Here is a 25690-nt window from a genome sequence, read left to right on the forward strand (position 1 = left end):
CCCCACTCCCGGACTGGTCCCCGTGCCGTTTCCCTTATCAATGGTTCAGTGCCAGGCGACCACGGTGACTCAATGTCGTGACATTGTCAGCGCTTGAAGGAGTCCTTGGTCCTCTCTTTCGCGCCCCGCATCATGCCCCGCGCTTCGAGGGCGGCGCCCTTTGCTGCGAGGACATCCTTGTGCGCCGCGTGGGCCGCCTTTCGCACGGTCCTTCCGACAACCTGTTCAGCCTTTGCCTTGGCTTTCTCTCCAGCACTCATCTCAGTACCTCCGCGCTCACTGGCCGAGTGCCCTTGAGACAGGAGCAAAACCCTGAGCAGGCGGTGTTTCATGCGCCGCGCCCCACGGAGTGCAACGTCCCATCTAGTCCGTGCGACTGCCATCGAGGCCGACGGGCCGCGTACCAGAGCTGTGACGGCAGCCTAGGCGGCTGTTCGAGATAGCCGAGCTCCTCGATTTCCCCAAAGGTCGACGTGTCCGAAGCGGGTGGTGGTCTTGCCCAGGGTCAGCGGGCCCGGCGGTTGCCGGGCGGGTCCTGCGGGTCCTGGGGGTCGACGCCGGTGGTGGCGGATGCGTCCCTGGTTCCGCTGGGACGTTGGGAGCGGCCCTTGGGGCCGGTGTCGTGCATGCCCTTCTCGTCACTGCGGGCCTTGCTCTGTTCCTCTCCGCGGTCGCTCGTGCTCTTCACGGGCCTGCCGTGCGGATTCCCGGCCTCTTCTTTGGAGACCGTGCGCCCGGGGCCCTTGTCGGGAGCGTGCTGGTCGGGGTGGAAGGAGCGGTGGGCGCTCGGGTTGTCCTGTTGGCGGGTCTCGTCGACGTCCGGAGACCAGCCGTGCTGCTGGGTGCCCTTGTGCCGGCTGGGACCCTCACCGCGCGGGGGCTGGGATGACTTCGGCTCCTTGGCCATGGCCTGGCCTGCCTTCCGTTCTTGCACTGAGTACGTCTTGTGTGAGCTCTACGGATTGCGAAGCTCCCTGTGCTGAGGTGGCTGCTACCAGTAGTGCTTGCGTCCGCCGACACCGTGGCCGAGGGCGCCCACAATCCACAGGACGACTCCGATGACGACGAGAATCACGCCGATGGTCCACAGGATGCTGATTCCGGCGACGAGGCCGATGACGAGCAGAATGATGCCGAGGACGATCATGGTGTCCTCCGATTTCGCTGTGATGCCTCTTCCAGAGTAGGCACATCCGCGCCCCCAACGCGCTGCCGTCCACAAGGGACGGGCGTCTGCCGAGGCGGGCTGGTCCAGGCGCCTACAAGAGAACGAACCCGGGCCTTGAGCAGGGCGGGGTCCCATTCACGGGCGGGGTCCTCTCGGTGCTGCCGCGTTGCCGGGGATTCAGTCGGAGGGCGGCAGCAGTGTGCCCAGCGGCCCGAGGTCGAGGTTGAGGTCCTCCATGGTCAGTCCGTACTGGGCGCACAGGTCGCTCATGCGGTCGTGGAGGAGCATGAGGGTCGCTCCCAGGCGTTCTTCCTGTTCGTCGGTGAGGTCTCCTTGGTCGACGCGGTGCAGGGCCTGTCGTTCCATGAGCTGGCGCAGCAGTTCCACGAGGGTGAGGACGAGCTTCATGAGGTCCCGTTCGACGGTGTCGCGGTCGGAGCTGATCCGCCGGGCCGGAGAACGCGAGCCCTTGCCGACCGGCGGGTGCAGGTCGCGTGGGGCGGCGGGCAGCAGCCGGAAGGCGCGTGCGGCGGCCTCGGCGACCTCGTCGGCGCGGCGCGGCGGTCGGCTCTCTCCCTCAGTTGTCATGGACGCCGCCTTGTGGCGGATTCGTCCTCGTCCATGGCGAGGGATTCTGCTCGCTGATGGAAACGATCAGGGCGCGCAGTGAGATACGTACGAGATCGATGTCCGCGATGGACAGCACAACGTCACCGGTGAGGACGACCCCACCGCTCAGAAGTCGGTCCAACAGATCGATGAGAGCGACCTGCCGCTGAGGCAGGCGCTCTGCCTCCGGCGGAGGGCCAGGCGTGCTCACGGAGGTGCTCCCTCCGCAGCTGCAGCACCGCCGGATTCATCGAATGGCATGGCGAAGGAGTACGGAGCCCAGGGGCCGGTGGCTTCGACCCGTACCCCGTCCAGCCCTTCAGCGGCATGTGTCACGTCGGCCAGGAAGTCGTCGCATCGCTTCAGGGGCACAAGGTACGCGTCGTTGACGACGTTCTCGCCGACGGCGCCGGCCGTGTCGGCGAGAAGACCTTGCTGTACGCGATGGCGGACGCGGTCGGAGGCGTGCTTGCGGCCCGCGGCCTCCACCCGCTCGGCGGCTTTCTGCGCCGCCTGGTACACGGTGTCGCGAACACTTTGCTGTTGCCGGCGGTTACGCAGGTAGGCGCGCCCGGGGGTCAGCTCTGCCGCGGGAACGGTCGGCTCCGTGAGGGCCGTAGCCGATTCGACGTAGATCTTGACACCCCATTCGACATGTTCGGAGAGCAGAGCCAGGCGCTCCGCGAACATGGTCCGCCCGGCTTCCAGCATCTCCCGAGCCCGGTTGTCGTCGAGATAGACGGTCGCCAGGCGCAGCGGAAGCACGGTGGTGCGCTCGCCCAAGGCCTCGATGACGCCGTGGTGAGCACGGGCCACCGCCTCCAGCCACTCCAGGTCCTCGAGATGCTGTTTGAGAGCGTCCTCCTGGAAGTCCTGTCCGGGCACATGGCTCACCACGAGCCCCAGCTGATCGTCACCGGAGTCGGTGACGAGGCTGACCGGAGAGTCGGCGACGCCTCGGAGCGGCGCGGTTGCCTCCCGCAGTCCTTCGGCGTTGCGTACCACCGCATACGCGTATGTCAGCAGGTCACTCATCGCGAGCACTTCCCCGGCGATGGCTGCGCGTGTCCCGGGGCGCTTCCTCCTTCGCGGGGAGGGCGTTGGCCTGGCGGATGGCATCGATCTCGGCCCGCAACCGGCGGTTCTCCTCGGCCAGTGACTGTTCACCCCTGCTCCGAGAGGACAGCGAGGGGTCGTGCTCCCACCAGTCGATGCCCATTTCCTTCGCTTTGTCGACGGAGGCGACCAGGAGGCGCAGCTTGATGGTCAACAGCTCGATGTCGAGAAGGTTGATCTGTATGTCGCCTGCGATGACGATGCCCTTGTCGAGAACCCGTTCAAGGATGTCGGCGAGATTCGCGGAGGATCCCTGCCCGTAGGGGGGCGCTGCTCGGGACGGATAGGAACCAAGCCTGTTGGCCAGGGGTTCAGTCACGGTTGCGGCCTCGAATTCCCTCGTGCCGGATCAGGAGTGTCAGCCCTGCCGATAGGCACGGATCTCCTCCAGCCGGTCGAGCAGTTCGTCCTCGCGCCGGTCGAACGTCTCCTCGTCGATGTCGCCTGCGACGAAGAGACGTTCGAGCTCGGCGAGTTCGCGGTGCACCGGTGCGGGGTCGTAGTACTGGTTCTCGGCTTCCTCCCGGACGCGCTCCACGACCCATACGACGCCGCGCACGGGCGCCAGGGGAAGGGTGACGAGCTGTGTGAGCAGGCCCATGAGAACTCCTTCAGACGAAGCTGTAGGGGGGCAGGGGGCCGTTGAGCCGGAAGTCGAAGTCGTCGCCCATCTGGTGGGCGACGCTCAACTCCGAGGTGACGAATGCCTCTTCCTGCTCCTCGGTCACCAGGAACGACACGTTGATGAAGTCCGAACCCGTCGGCTGGGATGTTTCAAGCGTCCGGGCGAAGGGGCGCAGTGCTTCGACCACACCCGCCGCCAGTGCCTCTTGCCGTGCCTGCACCTCTTGGGCGACCAGCTCACCGAGTTGCAGTGACGCGTCGGGGTCGGCGGTGCCGCCGCGGATCTCTTCATTGAGTTCTCGCGCCACGTCCGACTCCTGCAGGATCTGCCGCAGCAGCGCGTCTTCGTCCTGCGATGCTTTGAGGTGGTACTCGGTGCACCCCTCCAGTACTTGAAGCCTGTCCGTATAGTCCGCGGCATTCTGCTCCAGAGCCAGCTGGATGGCCTCGTCGTTCTCGGCGATGAGGCCGAACCGCATGGGGAGCACGGTGCCGTCAGCCATGAGGCGCTTCTGCACTTCCTGGTGGGCGATGATGTCGCGACGCTTGGGGCGTAGATCCTCTGGCGCGTCGCTGACCACGGCGCACAGCGGTCCCGCCGTCACTGCCCGCAGGTCCGCCGGTGACTCACCGACTCCGCTGAGACCGTCGAGGCGGAGCGGGTGCTGCTTGTCGGTGATGGAGTAGATGTATACGGCCATGGCTCATTCCTTCTCGCCGGGCGAGCCTTATTCGCGCTCACGTCGGGAGGTGCGCCGAGCCGGCCGCCGTCGCCTCTCCACGGGTTCCTTTTCCTTGCCCTCGTCTTCCTCCTCGGCCTCCTCCTCTTCGCTGTCGTCACGGCTGGTGATCCCCTTGAGGGAATCGGTGACCGCTTCCGCCGCGCCGGAGAGGGCCCCCTTGGATTTGCCCTTGGCTCCGCTCTCCATCGTGTCTCCGACGATGTCGGTCAACTGGGCGGGTGCCTTCCTCCCCGTCTCGAGGTCGAGACGGTTGCATGCTTCGGCGAAACGCAAATAGGTGTCGACACTGGCCACGACAATACGAGCGTCGATCTTGAGGATTTCGATCCCCACCAGTGACACGCGGACGAAGACATCGATGACAAGCCCGCGATCGAGAATGAGTTCCAAGACGTCGTAGAGGCTGGTGCCACCGCCACCACCGCGCGCGACAGCGCCTCCACTCTGTGGCACCACCGTCATGGTGCCTCCCTTCATGGCCGTTGCGGCCTCAGCCCAGCCGGTCGATCTGGCCGCGGCTGTAGCGGCGCGTCCTTCGGTACTCCACCAGGTCGCCTTCGTCGTCCAGCGTCACTCGGTAGGTAGCCATCACACTCGTGGTTTCGGGGACGCGTTCCAGTTCGAGTACCTCCACGTCGGCCTCCCAACCGGCCTCGGTGGATTTCAGTGCCGAGACGGACTCGGGGGCCCGCCCGAGCAACTCCTGAAGTTGTTCGACTGCGGAACGAATGGCCCAGGCTGCGTTGCCCTTGCCGGAGCGTCGCCGGGGGCCACCTGTGGTCCCCCGGTCCGTGCTGCGGCCACTGCTGCTGGATCGCCGCCGGGGTTCTGCTGCGGCCATGGTCTCTCCGATGGTCGGAGCGCGCGCCATACTCCACGCACGAACACTATAATTCCATCATATAGGGGTACATATCGTCGGGCATGGATGGCTCTGAGCGAACCTGCCCGGTGGGGCGAGGACCCGCCCCGGTGGGGCCGCATGACGTGTTCGGGGTGCTCTCAGCGGGCCGGGAGACGCGTCGCGTGCGATCCGCTTCTGTCTCAATCACTGGTTGGGCAGGGGATGTTGGCCCGTATTCGAGTGTGTTCATCTCCCCTTTCCGAAGGGAACTGCCTCATGAACGACACGACCAAGATCGGCCTCGCCGCCGCGGTCGCAGCCGGTTATGTGCTCGGACGTACGAAGAAAGCCCGTTTCGCCTTCGGGCTGGCAACCTATCTCGCAGGTCGCCGATTTGGGCTAGATCCGCAGCAGCTGGTGACGACCGGCCTGAAGAAACTCAGTGACGTTCCTGGAGTCGCCGAGCTGAACGAGCAGGTGCGCGGCGAGCTGCTGGACGCCGGACGCAAAGCCCTGGCCGCCACCGCCGACCGGCGCCTCGCCGACCTCGCCGACTCTCTCCACGAGCGCACGCTGCGCATCGGTGAGGAGAAGGGCGAGGAGGAAGAGGGCGAGGAAGAACCGGAGGAGGGCGAGGAGCGCTACGAAGACGAGGAGGAGACGGAGGGCGAGGAGGAACCGGAGGAGACGGAGGGCGAGGAGGAACCGGAGGAGGAAGAGGGCGAGGAAGAGCCTGAGGGGGAATTCGAAGAAGAAGAGGAGGAGGAAGAGGAGGAAGAGGAACCGGAGGCAGAAGAACCGGAGGCGGAAGCGGAGGAGGAAGAAGAAGAGGAAGAAGAACCGGAGGAGGAGGAAGAGCCGGAGGAAGAGCCGGAGGAAGAGGCTGAGGAGGAGCCGCCACGGCGTCGTCGCCGCCCCGTAGCGGGAAGGAAGCACGCGGTCAAACCCTCTCCCCGTAGGGCGGCCGCCAAGGAAGCCGCTCCCGCGAGGAAGAGGACTCCTGCGAGGAGGACTCCCGAGAAGAAGGCTCCCGCGAAGAAGACCGCGGCGCAGAGGCCCCCGGCCAAGAAGGCGGCGGCGCAGAGGCCCGCGGCCAAGAAGACTGCTGCCAAGAAGTCGGCGCCGGCGAAGAAGACCGCGAAGAAGTCGCCGCCCCCTGCCAAGAAGGCGGCGGCGAAGAGGGCACCGACGAAGAGCGCGTCCGCGAAGAAGGCCCCGTCCAAGAAGGCGGCCCCCGCGAAGAAGGCGACTGCCAAGAAGACTCCTGCGCGGCGGAGGTAGGTCATGGCCGACAAAGAGCGTGACTCTGGCCGGGGAGAGGGCTCCGGCCTCGACATGTTGCGCGGTGAACTGACCGATTTCCTCGGTGCCCAGGTCGAACATCTCGTCGACAAGGCCGGGGAAAAGTTGGGGGATGTCACCGACCAACTCCTTGACACGGCCGAGAACGGCGGGTCCGGGTCCCTTCTGGGCATCGGCGGACGCATCCTCAAGGGTGATTCCCCCTTGAAGGCGTTCGTCGGTGAGAAGGCCAAGGGCCTCAAAGACAATGTGATGGACAAGGTCAAGAGCGTTTTCGGCGGGGGGCGTGGGGGCAAGTCCGGCAGCACCAAGGTGATGAACATCATTGAAGTGCTGGACGTGGGTGTGCCGATCCGCGTGGCGTACAACTACTGGACCCAGTACGAGGAGTTCAGCGACTTCACCAAAGGCGTACGGAGTGTGTCCCGGAACGACGAGACCGCCAGTGACTGGAAGGTGAAGGTCGGTCCCTCGACTCGCGGTTGGAAGGCGACGGTTCAGGAACAGGTGCCGGACGATCGAATCGTGTGGAGCTCCGAGGGTGCGAAGGGCACTACTCACGGCTGTGTCAGTTTCCACGAACTCACGCCCGACCTGACGCGGATCGTGCTGGTCGTCGAGTACTACCCCTCGGGTTTCTTCGAGAAGACGGGCAACCTGTGGCGTGCCCAAGGACGCCGTTTGCGGCTGGACTTCAAGAACTTCCAGCGCTATGTCACGTTCGCCGACGAGGACGTCGAGGGCTGGCGCGGAGAGATCCGCGACGGCGAGGTAGTTCGCAGCCATGAGGAAGCACTGGAAGAGGAGGAAGCGGCAGGGGAGGACGAGGAGCAGGAGGAGTACGACGAGGAGGCGCCCGACGAGGAGGCGCCCGACGAAGAGGAGGAGCCCGACGAAGAGGAGGAGGAAGAGGAGTACGACGAAGAGGGGCCAGAGGACGAGTACGAGGAGGAGGACGAGCAGGACGACGAGGACGAGCGCTGACACGCGGCCCGAGCCGTGCGATCGGCCCGAGCCGTGCGATCCCCCTTGGCGTGACCTGCCCCGAGAGGTGGTCGGCTGGCGTTCCTGGACTCTCGGATCTCGTCGTCCGGCCGGAGTGACCGCGACCGGTCGGAGAAGCCATCGGGCGGGCGCGGGCGCGTCGCTTGAACTACTTCGCGACCACCCGCGTCCGGCGCGGTATCGACGTCGACGACACCAGGTCCCGAAGGTGCGGACCAGCCGTACGTACGTCCTCGATCAGTGCCCCCTCCGCTTATGGAGGTGGCCTGCCGCCTTTTCCGTCATCTCATGTGCCTTGGCGCGCAGCTGTTCCCCACGCCCAGCCTGCTGCATCGATGAGTCCCCCAGGGCCTTGCCGAGAGTCTCCTTCATCTTGCCCCTGATCTGATGCACCTTCGCATTGCCCTTGGCCTTGGCCATCGGAATCGCCGTCCTCTCGAAGACGCTGGGAACGCGGCCCGTTCAGGACCGACACATCTTTGTTCACCGTGCGCCTGCCCGCGGGGCTCGGCAACTGGGAGCACCTCGTGCCTCACCGCTGCCTCCGCATGTGGAGGTCGAGGTCGCCCTGCGCGACGAGGCCGACGAACAGCCCCGCCGCTCCCAGAACCAGAACGAGCAGGAATGCCCAGAAGCCTCCGAAGTATCCGGCGAAGCCCAGGGCCATGCCGGCCGCGAGGCCTGTCGTCGCTGCGTTCATCATCCACTCACCCGTCTCGCGCACGTGATCGTCCGTGTGAGCACCCGCTCATGCTCGGGGCATGGCCGTGGCCACGGCGGTCGGTCACCGCACGCGGCCCTCGTCCCGTTCGGCCTCTTCCTCCTCGTCGGGGAGGTGGACGTCGTCGACGGCGATGTTCACCTCGACGACCTCCAGTCCCGTCATCCGTTCCAGGGCACCGATCACGTTGGTGCGTACGGCGCCGGCGACGTCGACGATGGAGACGCCGTACTCGACGACGACGTCCAGATCCACCGCGGCCTGGCGCTCGCCGACCTCGACCTTCACTCCGCGTGTGACGCCTCCGCCTCCGCCGGGGACGCGTTCCCGCATGGCGCCGAAGGCGCGGGCCATCCCCGCTCCCATGCTGTGGATGCCCGGTACCTCGCGTGTGGCCATGCCCGCGATCTTGGCCACCACACCGTCCGCGATGGTGGTCTTGCCCCGTGTCTCGGCCGGTGCTCCGGCCCCGGTACGGCCCTTCAGCGCGCTCACGCCTGTGGCGGGCCGGCTGCCCCCGCCGACGCTGGTGATGTTGTCCGTCATGGCGGTCGCCTCGAGTGGCTCGGTGTGACACCTGCGTGGTGTCTCTCAAGAGGTTGGACACCCGGGGCGGCACACCTCTCACAGACGTGACATGTGATGTGCGTCACATGGACGTCGAGGCAGCCCTCGCGGTTCCCGGCGTGGCCGGCCTGCAGCCCCGCCTGGCCCACTGCCTCGCGGCAGTCGCCGCGCCTACCCGGACGGACACCACACCACGCCGCATGCCGCGGGAATCGCCGTCGATCGCCTCTGCGATGGCGGAGACGGGCCGGCTGACGATGCCCGGGATCCGCGTGGGGCTGCGCGATCAGCTCTCCAGCGCGTGGTCCACCGTGGGATGGCAGGCGATGAGGGAGTCGACGCAGCGTGTTGTCGGATTGGCGCCCGTCTTCGCGGCTACTCGGGTCGGCCCAGGGACCAGCCGGATACGTCCGTGAGCCGCCCGCGCCACAGGGGCATGACCACGGGCACGCTGGTTCCGGCGATGCCGGTGGCGTCACGCAGATGGATCCACTGCGGCAGCCGTTGCGGGACCTGATGCCCTTGCTTGTCGGCGACTGCTTCGTACACCTGCTCGGGGAACCGTTCCAACAACTGCGCGCCAGGCCCGTCGATGCCGCGCAGGCTGCGCGCCCAGTCGGCTCGCCAAGTCTCGTGGGAGACCAGGTCGCCGTAGAGGAAGCCGCCCCCGATGACGAGTGTGATCGGCAGGGCAGCCTGGGCATCCTGCCCGATCAGCCTTACCAGCATCTGCAGTTGGACGTCCGGCACGGGCTCGGTGACGACCGGTGCGGAGGGCTGGTGCAGTGGAGCGCGCTCAGCATTCACGCCAGGCACCCCTTTCGGTACGGGCGAGCGGGGCAGGGGACAGGGATGTCATGCGGGAAGCAGGCCCGTGCGGAGCTTGGTGAGGGTGCGGGTGAGCAGGCGCGATATGTGCATCTGCGACAGGTGCAGTTCGCTGCCGATCTGCGCCTGGGTCATTTCTTGTCCGAAGCGCATCTCGATGATGGCCCGTTCCCGGTCGTCGAGTTGCTGCAACAGCGGGCCTAGCGCGTGCAGATCCTCGAACAGCTCCAGGGCCGGGTCGACGTCGCCCATGGTGTCCGCGTACCTCGGACCGCCGTCGCTGGACTCGTCGTCGCTGCCCGGGGTGTCGATGGAGCCGGCGACGTAACCGTTGGAGGCCACGAGGCCCTCGATGACCTCGTCCTCGGTCAGCTCCAAATGGGCGGCGAGTTCCTTCACCGTAGGGGTGCGGCCCAGCACAGCGACGAGGGCTTCCCTGCTCTTGGCCAGGCCGACGCGAAGTTCCTGCAGGCGCCGCGGGACGTGTACCGCCCAGGTGGTGTCGCGGAAGAAGCGTTTGATCTCGCCGACGATGTAGGGGATCGCGAAGGAGGTGAACTCGACCTCGCGGGACAGGTCGAAGCGGTCGATGGCCTTGATGAGGCCGATCGTGCCGACCTGGATGATGTCCTCCATGTCGCCGCTGCCCCGGTTGCGGAAGCGGCGGGCCGCGAAGGTCACCAGGGACAGGTTCATCTCGATCAGCGTGTTGCGGGCGTACTGGTACTCGCGGGTGCCCTCCTCCAGGACCTGTAGGCGGTCCAGGAACAGCTTGGACAGCACGCGCGCGTCCCTGGGGGCGACCTTGCCGCCGTCCTCGATCCACGGCAGATCATCCATGACCTCCGGCGTTCCCGTGCCGCAGGCAGTTGCTTCGGGGGCGTTCACGGAGAACGTCACGGTGCCGCCTTAGGTGGAAAGCAGGGTGAGCGTCTTGTGCCCGCTCCGAGCGCATGCATGTCCATGCGGCCCCACCATTCCGTCAGGGTCCGAAAGCGCCCGGCATGCTGCCCGCACGTCGGGCTGTGATGCGGGGGTACAACGTCGGCACCGGCGACGGTCCAGGAACGAACCGCGCGGATACGCCGTCGGTTGGGGCGGCTGATCGGCATCGCGGCGACCGAGGGCAACGCACTGCGACCATGGTCTTCACGCTGAGGCGCAGGTCACCCGGCTTGCTACCCGCCGCCCGCACGCTACGCCGTACGTCAGCGGACGCGTCCACGACCGTTGGCTTTGGACGCGGCAGGGGAGGGCGAGAGGGTGCAGACGAGGGCGACGGCGCGGAGCGGAGTGGTTCCTGTGATGGCCACGTACCCCGGCTACCCACGCGCTTCACCTGCATCCCCTATTTCAGCGGGTCATGGACTGACCGGGTGTTTCACGACAGGTATTCAGGCGGTTTGTAAATCCGTAGGTGTGGGCGGGTACGGCTGGGGCACACGGATTTTCGGAGGTAATAATGGTTCCCCTGCTTCTCGTTCTGCTGCTGGCTCTGATTCTGTTCGGAGCGGGTTTCGCGTTGAAGATCCTTTGGTGGGTCGCGATCGTCGTACTGGTCCTGTGGCTGATCGGCTTCGTCGCCCGGCCCAAGGGCGGTAGCGGCCGCTGGTACCGCTGGTAGCGGCGCGGGCTTCGGCTGAATTCAGAAAAGACATCGCGATGGCCGCCCCCTCTCCGGAGGGGACCACGGCGCCATGCCGACTGTTTGTGCTTGCCTTCGCCGATCGATGGCCATCCCGTTCTTCGTCTCTTGACTTGGGCGAATGAAGCGCCGGGTCCGCGGCAATCGAATTGGGCGGAAATTAAAGCCACCTCGTGTGGTATTCGAATAATCGACTCTGAGAAGAAGATCTTCGTCGACCGGTCCAAGGAGCACATCAAGAACGCCCTTGAGTTCCACCGGGACAAGCACCTCGGCGACGCCGGTTACCGCGAGGAACTCGGTACCTACTACCTCCCGGTCACTCCCGCCGGTGGCCAGCCCATCGTCTGACTCCCGTGTGTGAGTGGGCCCGAACTCGACGAGTTCGGGCCCACTCAGGTGCTCCGTGACGCAGGGCGGAGCACCCCGCCACGTACGACGACGGATGCGACGCGCTCGCCGCATCGCAGGCTGCCCCCGTGGCGCTGGAGGCGGCTCACGAGCGCCGCCGTCAGGGCGCCGGCGCCGCCGACGGGCACAGGGAATCCATGGCTCTGTCCGAGCATCGACATCAGCCAGCCGAAGCCGCCACTTCCGGCGGCCGCGGTGTCCTGCACGCGGCGCTCCAGAACGGCGCACCCTCCGTCCCTCAGCGGGTGGGCCAACACACGCGGGGCGTGGCTCCACCGCAGTCCTTCCGCCGCGAGGTCGAGGCGGGCGAGGACCGGTGAGGCGGTGGGCAGAGGGTAGAAGGCACTGAAGAGGTCCGAGGCGTAGTCCGGGTGGACGCCGCGGTCGCTGCGGACCGCGCCTCCCGGCTCTTCCCGTGCTTCCAGCACTTCCACGCTCCAGCCGGCATCCACCAGCACATTCGCGGCCACCAGCCCGTTGGGGCCGGCACCGATCACCACCGCGTCAGGCATGGCGGGTTTCCTCGTGCTGCTGTTCCACGACCCTGGCCAGGCGGGCCAGCATGCCCCGGTGCCGCAACTGCAGCAGCGCTTCGGTCGCGGGGTTGTGGAGAGCCCCGCCCGGACCTCGCAGGGGGTGCTCGTCGCAGACGACGAGGGTTTCCTCGCCCCACGGCCGGAGCTGGAGGAAGATCCTCGCGGTGCCCATCGGCTTGAACGAAGCCTCCAGTTCCAGCTCCCTGCCCGTTTCGCTGTGGCGGACGGTCGTGACCCCGTCCGCCGACCAGGGACCCAGCCGCAGGGTGTAGCGGATCCGGGAACCGACTTCGGGCCAGGCCTGGTCGAGGGGCGTGGACTCGGAGGGTCCCGCCACCCACTCTCCGTACTGAGTCGGATCGGCAAGCACTGCCCACACCGCGTGCGGGGGACGATGGATGAGCTGATGACGGACAGCCATACAAGACACCTCCTACCGTGACGGAACGTGCATGGCGGCGCGGTGCGCACCTCTCGGGCGTCGAGGGCTCAGCCGGGCGGGCGGCAGCAGCGGGGAGAGCGGAGGCAGGCCGATGGGTGGTTCCGCCGCGGCAGGCGCACCCGCCGTGGGCGGCCTACTGGTCGGCGCTGGGAACCGCGAGGGGATCACCGGGGGCCTTCTTCTTGGCCGCTTCCATCTGTTCGCCGAGTTCGGTGAGTCGGTTGCGGCCCATGGCCTTGCGGATGTTGGGGAACCATTCCTTCTCCTCTTCCTCGACGTGGTGGCGGACGTTCTCCATGAGGACGGTCATCTTGGCGTCGAACCGCTCATCGGCCGGGTCGAGGTCCTTGAGCTCGGAGAGCATCCACAGCACGACGTGGTGTTCCTCGACGCTTTCCAGGACGTCGTCCTTGGTGTCGGGGTCCGCCTCGCGGGCGGCCGGGTAGAAAATCTTCTCCTCGATCCAGGTATGGGTGGTGAGCTCCTCGATCACCTGGTCGGCGATCTTCCGCTTCTCGGCATGGGCGCCGTCGCCGGCCTTCTCCAACTGCTTGAACAGCTTCTCCACCGTCTTGTGGTCTTCCTTGAGCAGCACGATCCCGTCCACAGTTCTTCCTCCATGTCAGCTTCCGCCGGACGGCCAGTGCCGCCCGGCGAACCGGGTACCCACTGCGGCCGCGAACCTGTCACAGACGAAGCCCGATTGGCCCGGAACGATGACCCGAGCTGAGGCGTCAGACGGCAGAGGGCCTGCCCGTCGGGGTCCGCAGGGCTGGCGTGAAGCCAGCCGAGAGGTCAGCCGGGCCAGGTGCCGGTCAGGCGGCGGGCTGCGACGGCGCCGCCTCGGTCGACCGCCGCCTTGACTCCGGCGAAGATCGCACCCTGCAGGACAGCCGCCGGCAGGACCTCGCGCCAGCTGCGCTGCTCGTCGGTGGCGTCGGGGGCGTCTTTTTCGTGCCCGAGCTTCTTCCAGACCTGCTTGAACACTCCGCCGGCCAGCACACCGCTCACGGCGCCCAGAGCCAGTCCCACAGGCTTGTAGACGATCTGCGAGGCTTTCATCGCCGCCTCCTGACATGACGTATGACCAGCAGTGCGATCAGCGTTGTCTTCGCTGACTGGTTACCCGAGTACCCCCTGACGTCTCGCCTCACCGGTTGTCGGAGCACTCGTGCGTCTGCTCGCCGATGAACAGGTGCCGGATGATCTGGAGTGCCTCCTCCAGCAATCCCAGGCGCACTGATGCCTCGGGCCAGGGCGTGCCCAGGATGTGCTCGTTGAGCGCCTCGCCGGTGCCGACCCCTCAGGCGGAACTGGCCGCCCAGCTGGGCGGCGCTGGTGGCGGCGACTTGGGCGATCACGGCGGGATGAGTGCGCATGCGGGGACAGGTCACCGCCGTTTCGACGGGCAGCGAGACGGCCTGTGACAGGGCGCCGATCACCATCCAGATGAACGGACTCTGACCCTGCCGGTCGTTCCACGGGCGGTAGTGGTCCGACAACCTGATGATGGTGGCTCGCTTCCGGTGGTGGCCGGCGGAGACCCGTCCACGGTAGCGCCGGCGGTCCTGCGGGCGTCCGGTCAACACCTTCCGCCGTCGGTCAGTGGTGCGCTACGGCTTCGGTCCGGAGTGTGTCTGCTGAGAGCGCGTAGTCCCCACGCGCGCTCGGCTGCCTTCTCGGCCGCGAGCGGCGTCATTCCATACGGCGATGGTCTTCCTTGCTCCAGGCCCGGGTGTCACGGGGCGGGAGGTACGGCTCTTCACCCTTCGGGAGTCCACCGACGACGGCACGCTGGCGGGCCAGTTCCGCGTCGAATTCGAGGCCGAGCAGGACCGCGATATTGCTGAACCACAGCCACATCAGGAAAACGATCACGCCGGCGAGCGTGCCGTACGTCTTGTTGTACGACGCGAAGTGAGCCACGTAGAACGCGAACCCCGCCGAGGTGATCATCCAGACCAGCAGGGCCAGCAGACTGCCCGGAGTGACCCAACGGAAGCCGCGGCCCTTCACGTTCGGTGCCGCCCAGTACAGGATCGCGATCATGACCATGACCAGGATGACCAGTCCCGGCCACTTCGCGATCGACCACACCTTCAGCGTGGCGTCCCCGATTCCGAGCGCCGAACCGGCCGCGCGGGCCACGCCGCCAGTGAACACCACGATCAGTGCGCTGATCACCGTCAGGACCAGCAGCACCACCGTGACACCGACCCGGATCGGCAGCACCTTCCACATGGGGCGTCCCTCGGGCATGTCGTACACCACGTTGGCACTGCGGATGAACGCCGCGATGTAGCCGGAGGCCGACCACACCGCCAGCACGATGCCGACCACGGCCACGATCGAGCCGAGGCCGCCGGGCGCCTGAAGCTGCCGTACCGCGTCGCTGATGATGTCCCGGGCCGAACTCGGCGCCAGTTTCTCGATGTTGTCCAGGACTTGCTGGGTCGCCGACCTGCCGGCGATACCGAGCAGGGAGACCAGGACCAGCAGTGCCGGGAACAGCGACAGGACCCCGTAGTAGGTCAACGCGGCGGCCCGGTCGGCGAGTTCGTCGTTCTGGAATTCCCTGACCGTGCCCTTGAGTACCGCCCACCAGGACCGCTTCGGAAGTTTGCTGGGCTTGTCCGGCGTAGGGCGCTCGACCTGCTGTCCGGGTCCCGGTGTCCGTGCCATATCACTGGGGTATCCCGGCCCGGCTCGAACATGCGTCGGCGTCGCTTTTGTTGCATTGGTCCGCTCAGCCGTTCAGGATGCCCGGCAGGGCCAGCGCCGCCAGCAGCGTCGTGCCCATCAGCATCCACGCCACGTAGTCGCCGATGTGGCCGGACTGCAGGCGTCGTAGCGGAGCCGTCCATGACGGTTCGCCGAGCGGCTTCGGGCGGGTCACGGCGAGCGTGGCCAGGCCGAGGGCCAGTAGGGTCGAGCTGAGACCGAGGAGTAGTCCGGCAAGGGTCCAGTGCGGCGAGGGGGCGGCCCCGCCGGATACGGCGCGCCCGACCGCGGCGGCGAAGCCGGGTACCGCGCCCACGGCGAGGGACGCGACGAGCAGCACGGCGGGGACCGCGGTCATGGTGTCCGGTACCCGGCTCAGCCGGTGCCGGGTCTCCGGTTCCTCTCCGATGCCGGTGGTCTCGTACGACGACTCGCCGCCGGGCTGGACGCCGAGGCCGAAGAACACCCGCGCGGCGACCCGGAGCACCGCGCCCGCGGTCACCGCCGACACGGCGACGAACAGCACGGTCAACGGGCCGCCGACCGACTCCTCCAGCACCGCCTTCCCGAGCCCGATGCCGAAGGGTGGCAGACCGGCGAGGCTCAACGCGCCGACGACGTACAGTACGGCGACTCCGCGCAGCCTGCGGGCGCGCCCGTGCAGGGCGTGTTCGTCAACCGAGCCGTACCGGTCGAGGAGTACGCCGGTGCAGGCGAACAGGGCGGCTTTCACCCCTGCGTGGCCCAGGATGTACAGCGCGACCCCGTCGTCGGCCTCGGGGCTGAGGCTGCCGATCCCGATGAGGAAGAGCCCCATGTGGGCGACCGTGGAGTACGCCAGCAGCCGTTTGATGTGCCGCTGGTACCAGCACATGACCGCGCCGACCACGGCGGTCAGTACGCCGAGGACGACGAGGGCGCGTTCCAGGTCGGACGCCGGGATTCCAGCGGGGCCGGAGAAGACCGTCCGGTAGATCCGCCAGACGCCGTAGGCGCCGAGTTCGACCATGACGCCGGACAGCAGCATGCACACGGGCGTGGGAGCGACCGCGTGCGCGTCCGGCAGCCAGAAGTGGAACGGCACGGCGGCGGCCTTCACCAGCAGGCCGGTCAGGACCAGCGCGAAGGCCGCGAGGGTGAGGGTGTCGGGGCCGCCGTGCCGGTCGAGACCCTGGCCGATCTTCACCATGGCGAGTTCGCCGGTACGCGCATACAGCAGGCCGATGCCCATCAACACGGCATACGCGCCAAGGGAGTTGAGGACACCAAAGGACAACGCGCCCTGCACGGCCTTCGCCTCCTCGACGCGATGACCGGTCAACGCGTACGCCACGACACTCATCAACTCGAAGAACACGAAGGCGTCGAACAGGTCCCCCGCGGTCGCGAAGCCGCACATGCCGCCCTGGAAGAGCAGCATCAGGGCGGGGAAGGAGCCTGCGTGGCGACGGGGCGGTTCGTCGAAGTAGTGCCAGGAGTACGCCAGAGCCGCCACGGTCAGGAGCGAGGCGAGCGCGGCCATGCCGAGGCCGGGGCCGTCCCCGACGAGGACGATCCCGACGCTCTCGCCGCCCTCGGGGGTCCAGCCGCCCACCCATTCGGTCAGGGGCGGCGAGGAGTTGAGCAGGAGGACGATCGCGAGTCCGGCCGTCCCCGCGGCGAAGGCGCACCCCACCGTCTCGGCGACGACGCGGGGCAGGTGGTGCCCGCCGGCGACGAGGAGAGCGGCTCCGAGCAGGGGGACGGCGACGAGCACCGGCAGCAGGTGGTGCATCAGCCGCGCAGCTCCGAGAGTTCGTCGGGGTCGACCGTGCCATGGCGCTTGGAGATCTGCAGAACCAGGGCGAGCAGTACGGCGGTCACCGTCGCCCCCACGACCACATCGGTGAGGGCGAGGGCCTGGACCACCGGGTCCACCACGGGGCGCGAGCCGGGCTTCAGGTCGGAGAAGACGGGCGCGGTGCCGCCGTCGCGATAGCCGACGGCCAGCAACAGGACGTAGGTGGCGGACTGGCAGACCGCGAGACAGCCCACGGCGTGGATGAGATTCCGGCTGGTCGCCAGCCCGTAGCAGCCGACGAGGAATACCCAGGCGGCGACGAGATACGGCAGGACCGACATCACTTCCCGTCTCCCTTCTCGATCTCCACGGCCTGGTCCAGGAAACGGGCGAGCAGCGCGACGACCGCGCAGGCGACCTCCATGCCGATGGCCGCGTTCAGCAACGGGACGGTGCCGCCCGACGACAGGGTGTTGAACGTGCCATAGGGAAGGAAGTTGGCGAGGACGGCGGTGCCGGCGACGGCGCCGGCGAGGCCCAGCACGAGGTAGGCGGAGGCCGCGAGGGCGTCGCCGGCCTCGTAGGAGCCGACCGGGCGGATACGCTCCAGTGCGCGGTAGTCGGCGCCCAGGTAGAGCAGGTGCAGGGCGGTCGCCACCACGACACCGCCCTGGAAGCCGCCGCCCGGGCTGAGCTGGCCGTGCGCGATCACGTACAGGCCGGTGAGGACGGCGACGGGCAAAACGACGAGCGCGTACCGGCGTACGGGGAGCGCGACCTCTTCGGGCTCGGGCTCGGCGCGGTGTTCGTCGCGGGTCTGGCGCAGCAGGACGACGGTGCCGAGGACGGACGCGAAGAGGATGCTCATCTCGCCGAGGGTGTCGAAGGCGCGCTGGTCGAAGTTGACGGAAGCGATCGTGTTCGCGGTGTGCCGGGCGAGGGAGGCCCGCACCACCCGGTCCCCGTACGGGTGCCGGTCCCCGCCGAAGCCCGGCAGACCGAAGCAGGCGGCGACCAGCAGGGCCGCGAGGCCCGTACCGCCGACGGCCAGGACGATCAGCCGCACCCGCCGGGTCACCGTTCCTTCTCCTTCCGCCGCTGCGGCCGCCGGACCTTGCGCACGGACAGCATCAGCAGCAGGGGAGTCAGGGCGGAGCCCACAGCAAGCTGTGAGAGCGCCACGTCGGGGGCCTGGAGCACGGTGAACAGAACGGCCAGAACCGTCCCGAGCACCGCCAGCACGAGTGCCTGCCGCGAGGGATCACGGGTGGCCACGGCGGCGGACGCGGACACGGCGACCAGCAGCAGCGCCACGACGATCAGCGGGTCATCCACGCCGGCTCCCGGTGAAGCCACCGGCCAGGGCACGGGACGCGGTGAGGTTCCCGCCGATCAACAGGGCACCGATGACCAGGAGTTTCACCAGCGCACGGCCCGGACCCGTAGCCACGCACACGGTGACCACGACGCCGCCACCGAACGCCGCGACCGCGTACGTGAGCCCCCACGCCCGCGGCGGATCGTTCGCCAGATCCTCCGCGAGCAGCCGGGCGAAGACGAGGGTGCCGACCGGACCCAACAGGGCCAGGAGCAGGGCGAGATCGACGTACGACGGCCGGTCGTAGCCCTGGGCCAGGAGCAGCAGAGTGGGGCAGGCCAGCGAGGTGGACAGGTTCTGTGCCACGACCCGGCGCCGCAGCGGTCCCGTGGCGACGCCCCAGACTGTGGCCCCGACTCCCACGGTGAGCGCGGCCGTCGCGGTGAGGGTCCAGCCGTTCACCACCTGCTCACCGCCCGCCGCGCACCCCACGCCGCGACCGCCGCGACCAGCGCGGCGGACGTGCCTACGACGAGTTCCAGGTTGGTCACCGCACTGATGAGGACCAGCCACAGCAGGGCGAGAACGGCCCACCATGCCAGGATCTCGCCCGCGCCGAGAAGCGTCGTACGCCGGTTCACATGGCACCTCCGCCGATGAGACCAACTCGCCCCATTTGGTTGGTTTCTTCTGCCGTGTCATCCAAGCATTGCTGTTCCTCCGCCAGGTGGCGACGCGCGATTACCTGGCATCCGAAGTGCCCTGGGAGGGAGAAAGGAAACCGGTCACGAGGAGGTGGGGGGTCTCAGGCCGCGCCGCGCATGACCTGGTCACGCTCCGGCAGCGCCGCAAGGGGCTGATGGCTCAGTTCGCTGGGTGGCCCGGGGTGATGTCATGGGTGTCGTTCAACGTCAGCACAGGGGTGCGGTTGCCGGCGAGGTTTTCTGCTGCCTCCGGAGCGAGAAGGAAACCGACGTGGTCGCCGCCGTCGATCCGGTTCTCCACGCGACCGACGAACCAGGCGGGGGCCTCGTCGAGGATCACCGATTCGCCCGGTCCTGGGTGCCACGGGGCGTCGGTGAACTTGTCGGTGCGGTCGCCGGTCTCGCCGCCGAAGAGCTGGGCCAGCCGGTCCTGGTCGCGGCGGAGAAGGTGGACCACGAGTCGTTCGGCGTGCTCGGCCACGCCGTACGTCCGGTTGGCCTTGGACAGCCAGATCATGAATCGGGCGGGCCGAATCGAGCACTGCGAGGCGAATCCCACCAGGCAGCCGGCTTTTTCCCCGTGAGCTTCGGCGGTCACGACATACATCGGATAGTCGAGCCAGTCGGTGAAGGGGTCGAGATCGATCACGGTGCTTGGTTCCCGCCTCAAGAGATCGGATGCCGGGTAAGCGTCCAACAGTTTGGTGACCCGGCTGGTGCACGGCGCGTTCGGTGGCCTGGGTGCGGGTGTCGTCGCCCGAGTACCCGGGATGTCGGAGGATGCTCCAACATCGGACACCATGATGAGTCCGGGTCTTGTGCTTCGGCACGCGGTGGGGGGCCGCCGGCCCTACTGGTGACCCGTCGGCACTGCGTGCCATGCCGGTGTGGCTGCGACGCCTGGATGATCGTAGAAGTGTCCGTTGTGTTGTGTGAGGGCTGTTTCGCCGGGCACTCGGAGCAGTGACGCATTGGTCGGGTGTGCCCTAGGAGGCTCGCCCGTGAGGCGCCCCTCGTATTGAGCCACCCGACGGGTGCGTCCGGTGACACGCTCGGGGCGTGGGCTGCGAGGTGTATGTGTGCTCGGCATGATGGCGTGGAACGACGGCGAGGGCGGCTCGGTGCTGGCCCCGTGGAGGGTGTACACCCCACAGCACGACACCCAGTTGTTGACCCAGGCCCTGGACCGGGAGCACGTACCTGCGGGAGCCGCCGTCCTGGACGTGGGAACCGGTGCCGGGGTTCTCGCCCTGGCCGCGGCCCGGCGGGGCGCCCGCGTCACCGCCGTCGACAGGACCTACCGCGCCGTCCTCGCCACCCGGCTCAACGCCCGGCTCGCCCGCCTGCATGTCGAAGTCCTCCGGGGTGACCTCTTCGCCCCGGTCGTCGGCCGCCGGTTCGACCTCGTCGTGAGCAATCCGCCCTACGTCCCGACACCCGGGGGAGTCCCCCGCCGCCACCGCGCCGCAGTGGCGTGGGACGCGGGTGCCGATGGACGCCTCCTGCTGGACCGGATATGCCGTAGCGCGCATACGTTGCTGCGTCCCGGCGGTGTACTGCTGCTCGTGCACTCTGCCCTCTGCGGCATCACACCGACCCTGGCCGGGCTGGAGCGGTCGGGGCTCGAGGCCCGAGTGACCGATCGGCGTCTTGTGCCGTTCGGTCCCGTGCTCCGCTCGCGCGGTGAGTGGCTGCGCGAGCGGGGACTCGTCGACGCCGACGAGGAGAAGGAAGAGTTGGTGATCATCCGTGCCGAACGGACCCATTGAACCACCGCGCCGCGTCACGTTGACGAGCGACGGACCGATTCTCGTCGAAGGACCGGTCGAGGTCGTACTCGACGACGGGAGCACCGTGCGCTCGGACCGTTTCACCGTCGCGCTCTGCGTCTGCCGGCGTAGCCGGGTCTACCCCTGGTGCGACACCAGCCACCGTGACCGAGCCAAGAGGCGGACCACATGAGCACCACCGCACAGGCCGCCCGTGACCACACCACCGGCCCCGCGCTGCCTCGAAGCAGGGGCGAACTTTCACGTACGGTCCGCCAGGCCCTGACCCGTCCCGCCGGGACGCCGTTGCCGCAGCGGGTGACGGCGGCGCACGCGGACCCATACGGGGATGATCTGCAACTGGCGCTGTACCTCTGCTACGAACTGCACTACCGAAGCTTCGTCGGCGTCGACCCCGGGTGGGAGTGGGAGCCCGGCCTGCTGCGGCTGCGCGCGGAGATGGAGCACAGTTTCCTGTCCGCGCTCCGGGCCGACACCGGACCGCCGAGAAAGGCTGCAGAAGCCCTCGCGGACCTCCTCGTGGAACCCGTCGACGGCGACGGACCCTCCCACTTCCTCAAGGAACGAGGGGAGCTGTGGCAGTTCCGCGAGTACGCGGCCCAACGCTCCCTCTATCACCTCAAGGAAGCGGATCCGCATGCCTGGGTGATCCCGCGGCTGACGGGCCGCGCGAAGGCCGCGATGGTCGCCGTGGAGTACGACGAGTTCGGCGCCGGACGGCCCGAGCGCATCCACGCCCGGCTGTTCGCCGACCTGATGGCGGACCTCGGACTCGACACCGCGTACGGACGCTACGTCGAGACGGCCGCCGCGGAAATGCTGACGAGCGTCAACCTCATGTCCCTGTTCGGACTCCATCGTGCGCTGCGCGGAGCGTTGGTGGGTCACTTCGCAGCCGTGGAGACCACCTCATCGCCCGGCTCACGACGCCTCGCGCACGGACTGCGACGGGTCGGTGCGGGCCCTGCCGCCGTCCACTTCTACGCCGAGCACGTCGAGGCCGATGCGGTCCACGAGCAGATCGTCCGCCGGGACGTCGTCGGCGGCCTCCTCGAAACCGAGCCGTTCCTCGACGAGGACATAGCCTTCGGTGTCGACGCCACCGAATGGACCGAAGCCCGGCTCGGTATCCACCTCCTCACCGCCTGGCGAGATGGCCGTACCTCACTGCGCACACCGCAGTGACCGGCTGACAGTACCCGGGAGGTGTGACGTCCTGCCTTACGTGTGATCCCAGGGGGACGATGTGAGCGAGCCCCGGGCTGCGGCGTCGCACGTCCGAGTGCGGCATGGACGCTGGATCCGTTCGGCGGTGGTCTCCGGGGTGTGACGGCGTTGAGGCCGATCGACCACGGGTACTCGGAGGCCGAACGGCGGTGAAGGCACCACCCGCCCACTACATGGAGGGATGGTTCCGTGACTCGGCATGTCAGCGACGTCATGACAAAGGCACGGTGAAGCCCTACGACAACCTCGGCCGCGCGGTGGACGCGATGCGCGAGCATTTCGTGCGCCGTGTACCGGTCGTCGACGAGTGGTGAGATTCCTGGGGACTCGAATCGATCGGCCTGCTCTCCGCCACCCCACGCGGTCGGGCGGCGGGCACCACGCCGCCCCACAGGCCGCCGAACATCTGTCGAAACCCAACGACGTGACCAGCCCACGGGGAGCTGGGCCCCGAGAGGAGCGTGTGCCATGACGACTCCTGACCCCGACCCGACGCGAACTCCGAGAACCGAACCGGGCCGCGGTGTGTCACCCGGTGAGACACCGCCCGCCGAAGGGGGCATTTATGGCATCTCCTATCCGGAGCCACCCGGGGTGGGCAAGGGATGGGGACCGATGGCACTCGCCCTGATCATGGCGGTGGTGGCACTGATAGCGATCGGACTGATCGCCATGGTGGTGGCCCTGATCGTGTAACTTCTCCTGCGCATGCTGGCGTCCTCGGCCCCGGGTCCTGCGAGGTGCGCTACGAGGACAACGAGGTCGTCCTGCGCAGCCGGGGCGATGTGGTGGCCCGTATCCGGTAGCGATTCGAGCGGTCCTGCCGGGTACAGCCGTTCTGCTCAAGATCGGAAATGATCTTCTGGACAGCGCTCGGTGAGCCGGCATCGTGCGGCGATATCACGGATACGGGTGCCCGGATCATCGGCTGGTGTCGTGCGGCGCACGCTCTTTGGGCTTTCCCGGGAGGGGAGCACCACGGCCATGAGGTGGGGGTCTGCGCCTGCTCGCAGACTTCGGCCTCGGGCAGCTGCTGCACGGCACACCGGGTCGAGAGACATCAGAGCTGTGGGTGACTCTGCCTCGACCCACTTCGGTGAGCCGTGGCTTCAGGGGGAATCCTGGATGACTTGCTCGGACCAGATCGTCTTGCCGTTCTGGCCATGGCGGCAGCCCCATCGTCCACCGAGTCGAGAGACGAGGAACAGGCCGCGTCCTCCCTCGTCGGTTGTGCGGGCACGCCGCAGGCGGGGTTGGGTGCTGCTGGAGTCGGTGACCTCGCACACCAGGACGTGGTGGCGAATCAGACGGAGGTCCATCGGCGGACGGCCGTAGCGGATGGCGTTGGTGACCAGTTCGCTGACGATGAGTTCGGTGGTGAAGAGGAGGTCGTCCAGGCCCCACATGGTGAGTTGGCGGGTTATCCACTCTCGAGCCTTGGAGACGGCGGCCGGATCGGCCGGGATCTCCCAGTGAGCGGTGTCCGCTGCTGGGACGGCGCGGGTGCGGGCCAGCAGCAGGGCCGCGTCGTCGCGCGGGGCCTGGTCTGCCAGGTCGGCGAGGAGAGCCCGGCCGGTTTCGTCCAGGGCACGATCCGGACGGCAGTGCGCGGCGAGGGCTTCCGTCAGGCGCGGCAGGCCTTGGCCGATGTCGCGATCGCCTCGTTCGACCAGGCCGTTGGTGTAGAGAGCGAGGACGCTGCCCGGCTCGATGTCGATCACGGTGGTCTCGTACGGCATGCCGCTGAGGGCGAGTGGTGGTCCCGGGGAGATCCTGACTGCTTCGGCGGTCCCGTCGGGCCGGACCAGGACGGGTGGCGGGTGCCCGGCACTGGCCATGGCGCAGCGCCTGGTGACCGGGTCGTAGACCGTGTACAGGCATGTGCCGCCGACGTTGTCGCGGTCGCCGGACGGGGCTTCGGCCGCGAGGCGCTGGACCAGGTCCGCGAGCCGGGTGAGCAGCTCGTCCGGTTCGAGTTCCAGGTCCGCGAGCGTCTGGATGGCGGCGCGCAGGCGGCCCATGGTGGTGCTTGCGGGCATGCCGTGGCCGACCACGTCGCCGGCGACCAGGGCCAGCCGCAGAGAGGGCAGAGCAATGGCGTCGTACCAGTCGCCGCTGCTGCCTGCTCCACCGCCTGCGGGCAGGTAGACGCCGGCGGTCTCGGCTGCCGGAGTGTCGGTCGTGGCCGGGGGAAGGAGGCTCTGCTGCAGCGCCACGGCCGCCCTGCGCTCGCGCGTGTAACGGCGGGCGTTGTCGATGGCGAGCGCACCCCGTGAGGCGATCTGCTTCATGAGATCCGCCTCGTCCTCGGTGAAGAGGTCGGATCGGCCGCAGCGCCATGCCGTTATGGCGCCTAGCGTGAGCCCACGGGCATGCAACGGTGCCACCATCACCGAATGGGTGTCCTTCGGGACGAGATACTCGACCAGCTGCGGGTCTCTGACCATGGCGATGAAGTCGTCAAGGCTGAAGACGACTGGCTCGCCGTGTAGGAAGCCGCGCCGCAGGGGGTGGTCCGGAAGGGGCGGGATGGGCTGGCCGCGCTTGATGCCGGCCGGCCACACCCCGGTGGCCGGCGCAAGGCCCGCGTTGCCCATGTCTCCACCGCCCAGCTGCTTCGAGGGTTCGTCCCCGTCGAAGACGGGGTGCGCAAGGTCGACCGCGGCGAAATCCCCGAAGGCAGGTGCGAGAACGTCCGCAAGGTCCTGCGCGGTGCGCACGACATCCAGGGATTTCCCTACTCGCTCGGCCACCTCGCGGGCGAGATCCAGATGACGGCGGGCACGTATCTGGTCGGCGTTGTCGAAGTACAGGGCCGCGACCCCCGTGGGGCGTCCTCGCGCGTCCTCCAGACGGAAGGCGGACAGCGACAGCGCGTGCTGCCGCGCCGGATCGTGCCGACAGCTCACGTGCTGGTTTCTGCGGACCACTGGGGCACCCGTCTCGAGTACCTGGCGCAGTAGTGCCTCGATGCGCTCGGCGTCCTGGTCGCACAGCACGTCGCTCAGCCGAGCGCCGGGCTGTACTGGACGGCTGTCGAGAGTGCCCGGCGCGGCGTTCGTCTGCACAGTGGTGAGATCCGTGTCGTACACGGCGATGGTGATCCGGTTCTGTGCGGACAGTGCACGCAGGAGCGCCGCGCCGTGCTCGTGGCCGGCGACGTGGTGTGTAGGGGCCGCCAGGACGAGGACCTCCGCCGAGCCGGAGCACCCCACCTTGGTGGTCCGGAAGGTGACATCGATGGTGTCGCCGCACTGGTGCCACAGCCGTACCCGGCCGGACGCCGGCATCTCCGCGTCGCGCAGGTCGTCCGGGAGGTCGGCCACCAGTTCCCGCACGGGACGGCCACAGACTTCCTCGGCGCGGAACCCCGTCAGGTCCTCTGCTGCCCCGGTCCACCGGACCACCGCGCCTCGATGGTCGAGCACGGCGGCTGCTGGACCGTCGAAGGCGTACAACCCGCCGCTGGGACCGGAACCTGAGACGCCCGTCGATCCTTGGGAGGCGCCTGCCGAGCAGGCGTTCTTGACATTCTCTATGTCCATCTGTGGCTTCCTTTGCGAGGGCCTGTGGCTCGAGAGATCGGCAT

At 68.0% G+C, this 25690-nt stretch carries 37 protein-coding genes and 3 pseudogenes; 9 read left to right on the forward strand and 31 right to left on the reverse strand.

Annotation, left to right across the window (positions count from 1 at the left end; genetic code table 11):
- Positions 1 to 86: 86 nt before the first annotated feature.
- The 11 genes from OG798_RS40550 to OG798_RS40600 form a co-directional block, all read right to left on the reverse strand.
- Positions 87 to 260, reverse strand: a complete 174-nt coding sequence (locus OG798_RS40550; protein ID WP_183127105.1) for a hypothetical protein — start codon at positions 258 to 260, stop codon at positions 87 to 89.
- A 245-nt stretch (positions 261 to 505) separates the two neighbouring features.
- Entirely contained in the window at positions 506 to 907 is a 402-nt protein-coding gene (locus tag OG798_RS40555; protein ID WP_328758633.1) for a hypothetical protein, read from the reverse strand.
- A gap of 84 nt (positions 908 to 991) precedes the next feature.
- Positions 992 to 1147: a DUF6131 family protein gene (locus OG798_RS40560; RefSeq protein WP_095851855.1), complete on the reverse strand. Its 156-nt coding sequence runs from the start codon at positions 1145 to 1147 to the stop codon at positions 992 to 994.
- A 198-nt stretch (positions 1148 to 1345) separates the two neighbouring features.
- A complete protein-coding gene (locus tag OG798_RS40565; RefSeq protein WP_121414610.1) occupies positions 1346 to 1756 on the reverse strand; it encodes a gas vesicle protein K in 411 nt (136 codons plus the stop codon).
- On the reverse strand, positions 1746 to 1988 hold the full coding sequence (locus OG798_RS40570) for a gas vesicle protein (protein ID WP_121414609.1): 243 nt from the start codon (positions 1986 to 1988) through the stop codon (positions 1746 to 1748). Before OG798_RS40570 ends, OG798_RS40565 begins: the two co-directional genes overlap by 11 nt.
- Positions 1985 to 2812 (reverse strand): GvpL/GvpF family gas vesicle protein, encoded by an 828-nt coding sequence (locus OG798_RS40575; protein ID WP_328758634.1) that lies wholly within the window; start codon positions 2810 to 2812, stop codon positions 1985 to 1987. The genes OG798_RS40570 and OG798_RS40575 overlap by 4 nt, the downstream gene beginning before the upstream one ends.
- On the reverse strand, positions 2805 to 3212 hold the full coding sequence (locus OG798_RS40580) for a gas vesicle protein (protein WP_095851852.1): 408 nt from the start codon (positions 3210 to 3212) through the stop codon (positions 2805 to 2807). Before OG798_RS40580 ends, OG798_RS40575 begins: the two co-directional genes overlap by 8 nt.
- A gap of 39 nt (positions 3213 to 3251) precedes the next feature.
- On the reverse strand, positions 3252 to 3494 hold the full coding sequence (locus OG798_RS40585; RefSeq protein WP_121414608.1) for a gas vesicle protein GvpG: 243 nt from the start codon (positions 3492 to 3494) through the stop codon (positions 3252 to 3254).
- Between the two features lie 10 nt (positions 3495 to 3504).
- On the reverse strand, positions 3505 to 4218 hold the full coding sequence (locus OG798_RS40590) for a GvpL/GvpF family gas vesicle protein (protein ID WP_121414607.1): 714 nt from the start codon (positions 4216 to 4218) through the stop codon (positions 3505 to 3507).
- A gap of 27 nt (positions 4219 to 4245) precedes the next feature.
- Positions 4246 to 4722 carry a gas vesicle structural protein GvpA gene (locus tag OG798_RS40595; RefSeq protein ID WP_267063216.1) on the reverse strand — a complete coding sequence of 159 codons (477 nt, stop codon included), beginning with the start codon at positions 4720 to 4722 and terminating at the stop codon, positions 4246 to 4248.
- Positions 4723 to 4750: 28 nt separating this feature from the next.
- Positions 4751 to 5101, reverse strand: a complete 351-nt coding sequence (locus OG798_RS40600; RefSeq protein WP_095857675.1) for a gas vesicle protein GvpO — start codon at positions 5099 to 5101, stop codon at positions 4751 to 4753.
- A 279-nt stretch (positions 5102 to 5380) separates the two neighbouring features.
- On the opposite strand from OG798_RS40600, the gene OG798_RS40605 reads away from it, so the two are divergent.
- Both OG798_RS40605 and OG798_RS40610 read left to right on the forward strand, forming a co-directional pair.
- A complete protein-coding gene (locus OG798_RS40605) occupies positions 5381 to 6385 on the forward strand; it encodes a histone protein (RefSeq protein WP_328758635.1) in 1005 nt (334 codons plus the stop codon).
- A gap of 3 nt (positions 6386 to 6388) precedes the next feature.
- Complete coding sequence (locus OG798_RS40610) at positions 6389 to 7390, forward strand: SRPBCC family protein (RefSeq protein WP_267063218.1); 1002 nt, start codon at positions 6389 to 6391, stop codon at positions 7388 to 7390.
- Between the two features lie 258 nt (positions 7391 to 7648).
- On the opposite strand, the gene OG798_RS40615 is transcribed toward OG798_RS40610, so the two are convergent.
- The 5 genes from OG798_RS40615 to OG798_RS40635 all read right to left on the reverse strand — a co-directional run bounded on the left by OG798_RS40615 (position 7649) and on the right by OG798_RS40635 (position 10367).
- Entirely contained in the window at positions 7649 to 7831 is a 183-nt protein-coding gene (locus OG798_RS40615) for a CsbD family protein (RefSeq protein WP_095851847.1), read from the reverse strand.
- Between the two features lie 112 nt (positions 7832 to 7943).
- Complete coding sequence (locus OG798_RS40620; protein WP_121414604.1) at positions 7944 to 8135, reverse strand: hypothetical protein; 192 nt, start codon at positions 8133 to 8135, stop codon at positions 7944 to 7946.
- Positions 8136 to 8195: 60 nt separating this feature from the next.
- Complete coding sequence (locus tag OG798_RS40625; RefSeq protein WP_267063219.1) at positions 8196 to 8678, reverse strand: Asp23/Gls24 family envelope stress response protein; 483 nt, start codon at positions 8676 to 8678, stop codon at positions 8196 to 8198.
- Positions 8679 to 9074: 396 nt separating this feature from the next.
- Positions 9075 to 9506 carry a hypothetical protein gene (locus OG798_RS40630; protein WP_328758636.1) on the reverse strand — a complete coding sequence of 144 codons (432 nt, stop codon included), beginning with the start codon at positions 9504 to 9506 and terminating at the stop codon, positions 9075 to 9077.
- A 48-nt stretch (positions 9507 to 9554) separates the two neighbouring features.
- Entirely contained in the window at positions 9555 to 10367 is an 813-nt protein-coding gene (locus tag OG798_RS40635; RefSeq protein ID WP_121414601.1) for an RNA polymerase sigma factor SigF, read from the reverse strand.
- A gap of 622 nt (positions 10368 to 10989) precedes the next feature.
- Between OG798_RS40635 and OG798_RS40640 the strand changes: the two genes are divergently transcribed.
- Both OG798_RS40640 and OG798_RS40645 read left to right on the forward strand, forming a co-directional pair.
- On the forward strand, positions 10990 to 11151 hold the full coding sequence (locus tag OG798_RS40640; RefSeq protein WP_037650588.1) for a hypothetical protein: 162 nt from the start codon (positions 10990 to 10992) through the stop codon (positions 11149 to 11151).
- Between the two features lie 90 nt (positions 11152 to 11241).
- A complete protein-coding gene (locus OG798_RS40645; RefSeq protein ID WP_328758637.1) occupies positions 11242 to 11523 on the forward strand; it encodes a hypothetical protein in 282 nt (93 codons plus the stop codon).
- Positions 11524 to 11597: 74 nt separating this feature from the next.
- On the opposite strand, the pseudogene OG798_RS40650 reads toward OG798_RS40645, so the two are convergent.
- From OG798_RS40650 to OG798_RS40710, 13 genes and pseudogenes are all read right to left on the reverse strand, one after another.
- Positions 11598 to 12095 (reverse strand): annotated as a pseudogene (locus OG798_RS40650) (phytoene desaturase family protein); the annotation flags it as partial.
- Entirely contained in the window at positions 12088 to 12540 is a 453-nt protein-coding gene (locus OG798_RS40655) for an SRPBCC family protein (RefSeq protein WP_121414600.1), read from the reverse strand. The pseudogene OG798_RS40650 and the gene OG798_RS40655, both read right to left, overlap by 8 nt.
- 154 nt (positions 12541 to 12694) lie before the next feature.
- A complete protein-coding gene (locus OG798_RS40660) occupies positions 12695 to 13168 on the reverse strand; it encodes a hemerythrin domain-containing protein (protein ID WP_121414599.1) in 474 nt (157 codons plus the stop codon).
- Between the two features lie 188 nt (positions 13169 to 13356).
- A complete protein-coding gene (locus OG798_RS40665) occupies positions 13357 to 13623 on the reverse strand; it encodes a DUF4235 domain-containing protein (RefSeq protein WP_095851839.1) in 267 nt (88 codons plus the stop codon).
- A gap of 109 nt (positions 13624 to 13732) precedes the next feature.
- Positions 13733 to 14063, reverse strand: a pseudogene (locus OG798_RS40670) (LLM class flavin-dependent oxidoreductase); the annotation flags it as partial.
- Positions 14064 to 14256: 193 nt separating this feature from the next.
- On the reverse strand, positions 14257 to 15243 hold the full coding sequence (locus tag OG798_RS40675) for a YihY/virulence factor BrkB family protein (RefSeq protein WP_121414598.1): 987 nt from the start codon (positions 15241 to 15243) through the stop codon (positions 14257 to 14259).
- 64 nt (positions 15244 to 15307) lie between these two features.
- Positions 15308 to 17056 (reverse strand): complex I subunit 5 family protein, encoded by a 1749-nt coding sequence (locus OG798_RS40680; protein WP_328758638.1) that lies wholly within the window; start codon positions 17054 to 17056, stop codon positions 15308 to 15310.
- Positions 17056 to 17403: a sodium:proton antiporter gene (locus OG798_RS40685; protein ID WP_054230503.1), complete on the reverse strand. Its 348-nt coding sequence runs from the start codon at positions 17401 to 17403 to the stop codon at positions 17056 to 17058. Before OG798_RS40685 ends, OG798_RS40680 begins: the two co-directional genes overlap by 1 nt.
- Positions 17403 to 18140 carry an MnhB domain-containing protein gene (locus tag OG798_RS40690; protein ID WP_328758640.1) on the reverse strand — a complete coding sequence of 246 codons (738 nt, stop codon included), beginning with the start codon at positions 18138 to 18140 and terminating at the stop codon, positions 17403 to 17405. Before OG798_RS40690 ends, OG798_RS40685 begins: the two co-directional genes overlap by 1 nt.
- Positions 18137 to 18397 (reverse strand): Na(+)/H(+) antiporter subunit B, encoded by a 261-nt coding sequence (locus OG798_RS40695; RefSeq protein ID WP_121414595.1) that lies wholly within the window; start codon positions 18395 to 18397, stop codon positions 18137 to 18139. The genes OG798_RS40690 and OG798_RS40695 overlap by 4 nt, the downstream gene beginning before the upstream one ends.
- Positions 18390 to 18842 (reverse strand): monovalent cation/H+ antiporter complex subunit F, encoded by a 453-nt coding sequence (locus tag OG798_RS40700; RefSeq protein WP_121414594.1) that lies wholly within the window; start codon positions 18840 to 18842, stop codon positions 18390 to 18392. Before OG798_RS40700 ends, OG798_RS40695 begins: the two co-directional genes overlap by 8 nt.
- Positions 18839 to 19021 carry a hypothetical protein gene (locus tag OG798_RS40705; RefSeq protein ID WP_121414593.1) on the reverse strand — a complete coding sequence of 61 codons (183 nt, stop codon included), beginning with the start codon at positions 19019 to 19021 and terminating at the stop codon, positions 18839 to 18841. Before OG798_RS40705 ends, OG798_RS40700 begins: the two co-directional genes overlap by 4 nt.
- A gap of 223 nt (positions 19022 to 19244) precedes the next feature.
- Positions 19245 to 19733, reverse strand: coding sequence for a flavin reductase family protein (locus OG798_RS40710; RefSeq protein WP_121414592.1), 489 nt, complete (start codon positions 19731 to 19733; stop codon positions 19245 to 19247).
- 439 nt (positions 19734 to 20172) lie between these two features.
- Between OG798_RS40710 and OG798_RS40715 the strand changes: the two genes are divergently transcribed.
- From OG798_RS40715 to OG798_RS40735, 5 genes are all read left to right on the forward strand, one after another.
- Positions 20173 to 20853, forward strand: a complete 681-nt coding sequence (locus OG798_RS40715; protein ID WP_267063945.1) for a HemK2/MTQ2 family protein methyltransferase — start codon at positions 20173 to 20175, stop codon at positions 20851 to 20853.
- Positions 20834 to 21046: a CDGSH iron-sulfur domain-containing protein gene (locus tag OG798_RS40720; RefSeq protein WP_328758641.1), complete on the forward strand. Its 213-nt coding sequence runs from the start codon at positions 20834 to 20836 to the stop codon at positions 21044 to 21046. The genes OG798_RS40715 and OG798_RS40720 overlap by 20 nt, the downstream gene beginning before the upstream one ends.
- Entirely contained in the window at positions 21043 to 22059 is a 1017-nt protein-coding gene (locus OG798_RS40725) for an iron-containing redox enzyme family protein (RefSeq protein ID WP_121414590.1), read from the forward strand. Before OG798_RS40720 ends, OG798_RS40725 begins: the two co-directional genes overlap by 4 nt.
- Positions 22060 to 22250: 191 nt before the next feature.
- Complete coding sequence (locus OG798_RS40730) at positions 22251 to 22415, forward strand: hypothetical protein (RefSeq protein WP_267063224.1); 165 nt, start codon at positions 22251 to 22253, stop codon at positions 22413 to 22415.
- 154 nt (positions 22416 to 22569) lie between these two features.
- Positions 22570 to 22797 carry a DUF6480 family protein gene (locus OG798_RS40735; protein ID WP_121414589.1) on the forward strand — a complete coding sequence of 76 codons (228 nt, stop codon included), beginning with the start codon at positions 22570 to 22572 and terminating at the stop codon, positions 22795 to 22797.
- Positions 22798 to 22897: 100 nt separating this feature from the next.
- Here OG798_RS40735 and OG798_RS40740 read toward each other — a convergent pair.
- Both OG798_RS40740 and OG798_RS40745 read right to left on the reverse strand, forming a co-directional pair.
- Positions 22898 to 23087: pseudogene (locus tag OG798_RS40740) on the reverse strand (hypothetical protein); the annotation flags it as partial.
- Between the two features lie 123 nt (positions 23088 to 23210).
- Positions 23211 to 25646, reverse strand: coding sequence for a SpoIIE family protein phosphatase (locus OG798_RS40745; RefSeq protein WP_121414587.1), 2436 nt, complete (start codon positions 25644 to 25646; stop codon positions 23211 to 23213).
- Between the last annotated feature and the right edge of the window lie 44 nt (positions 25647 to 25690).

The organism is Streptomyces sp. NBC_00271 (assembly GCF_036178845.1).
In the GTDB taxonomy this organism is placed as follows: Bacteria; Actinomycetota; Actinomycetes; order Streptomycetales; family Streptomycetaceae; genus Streptomyces.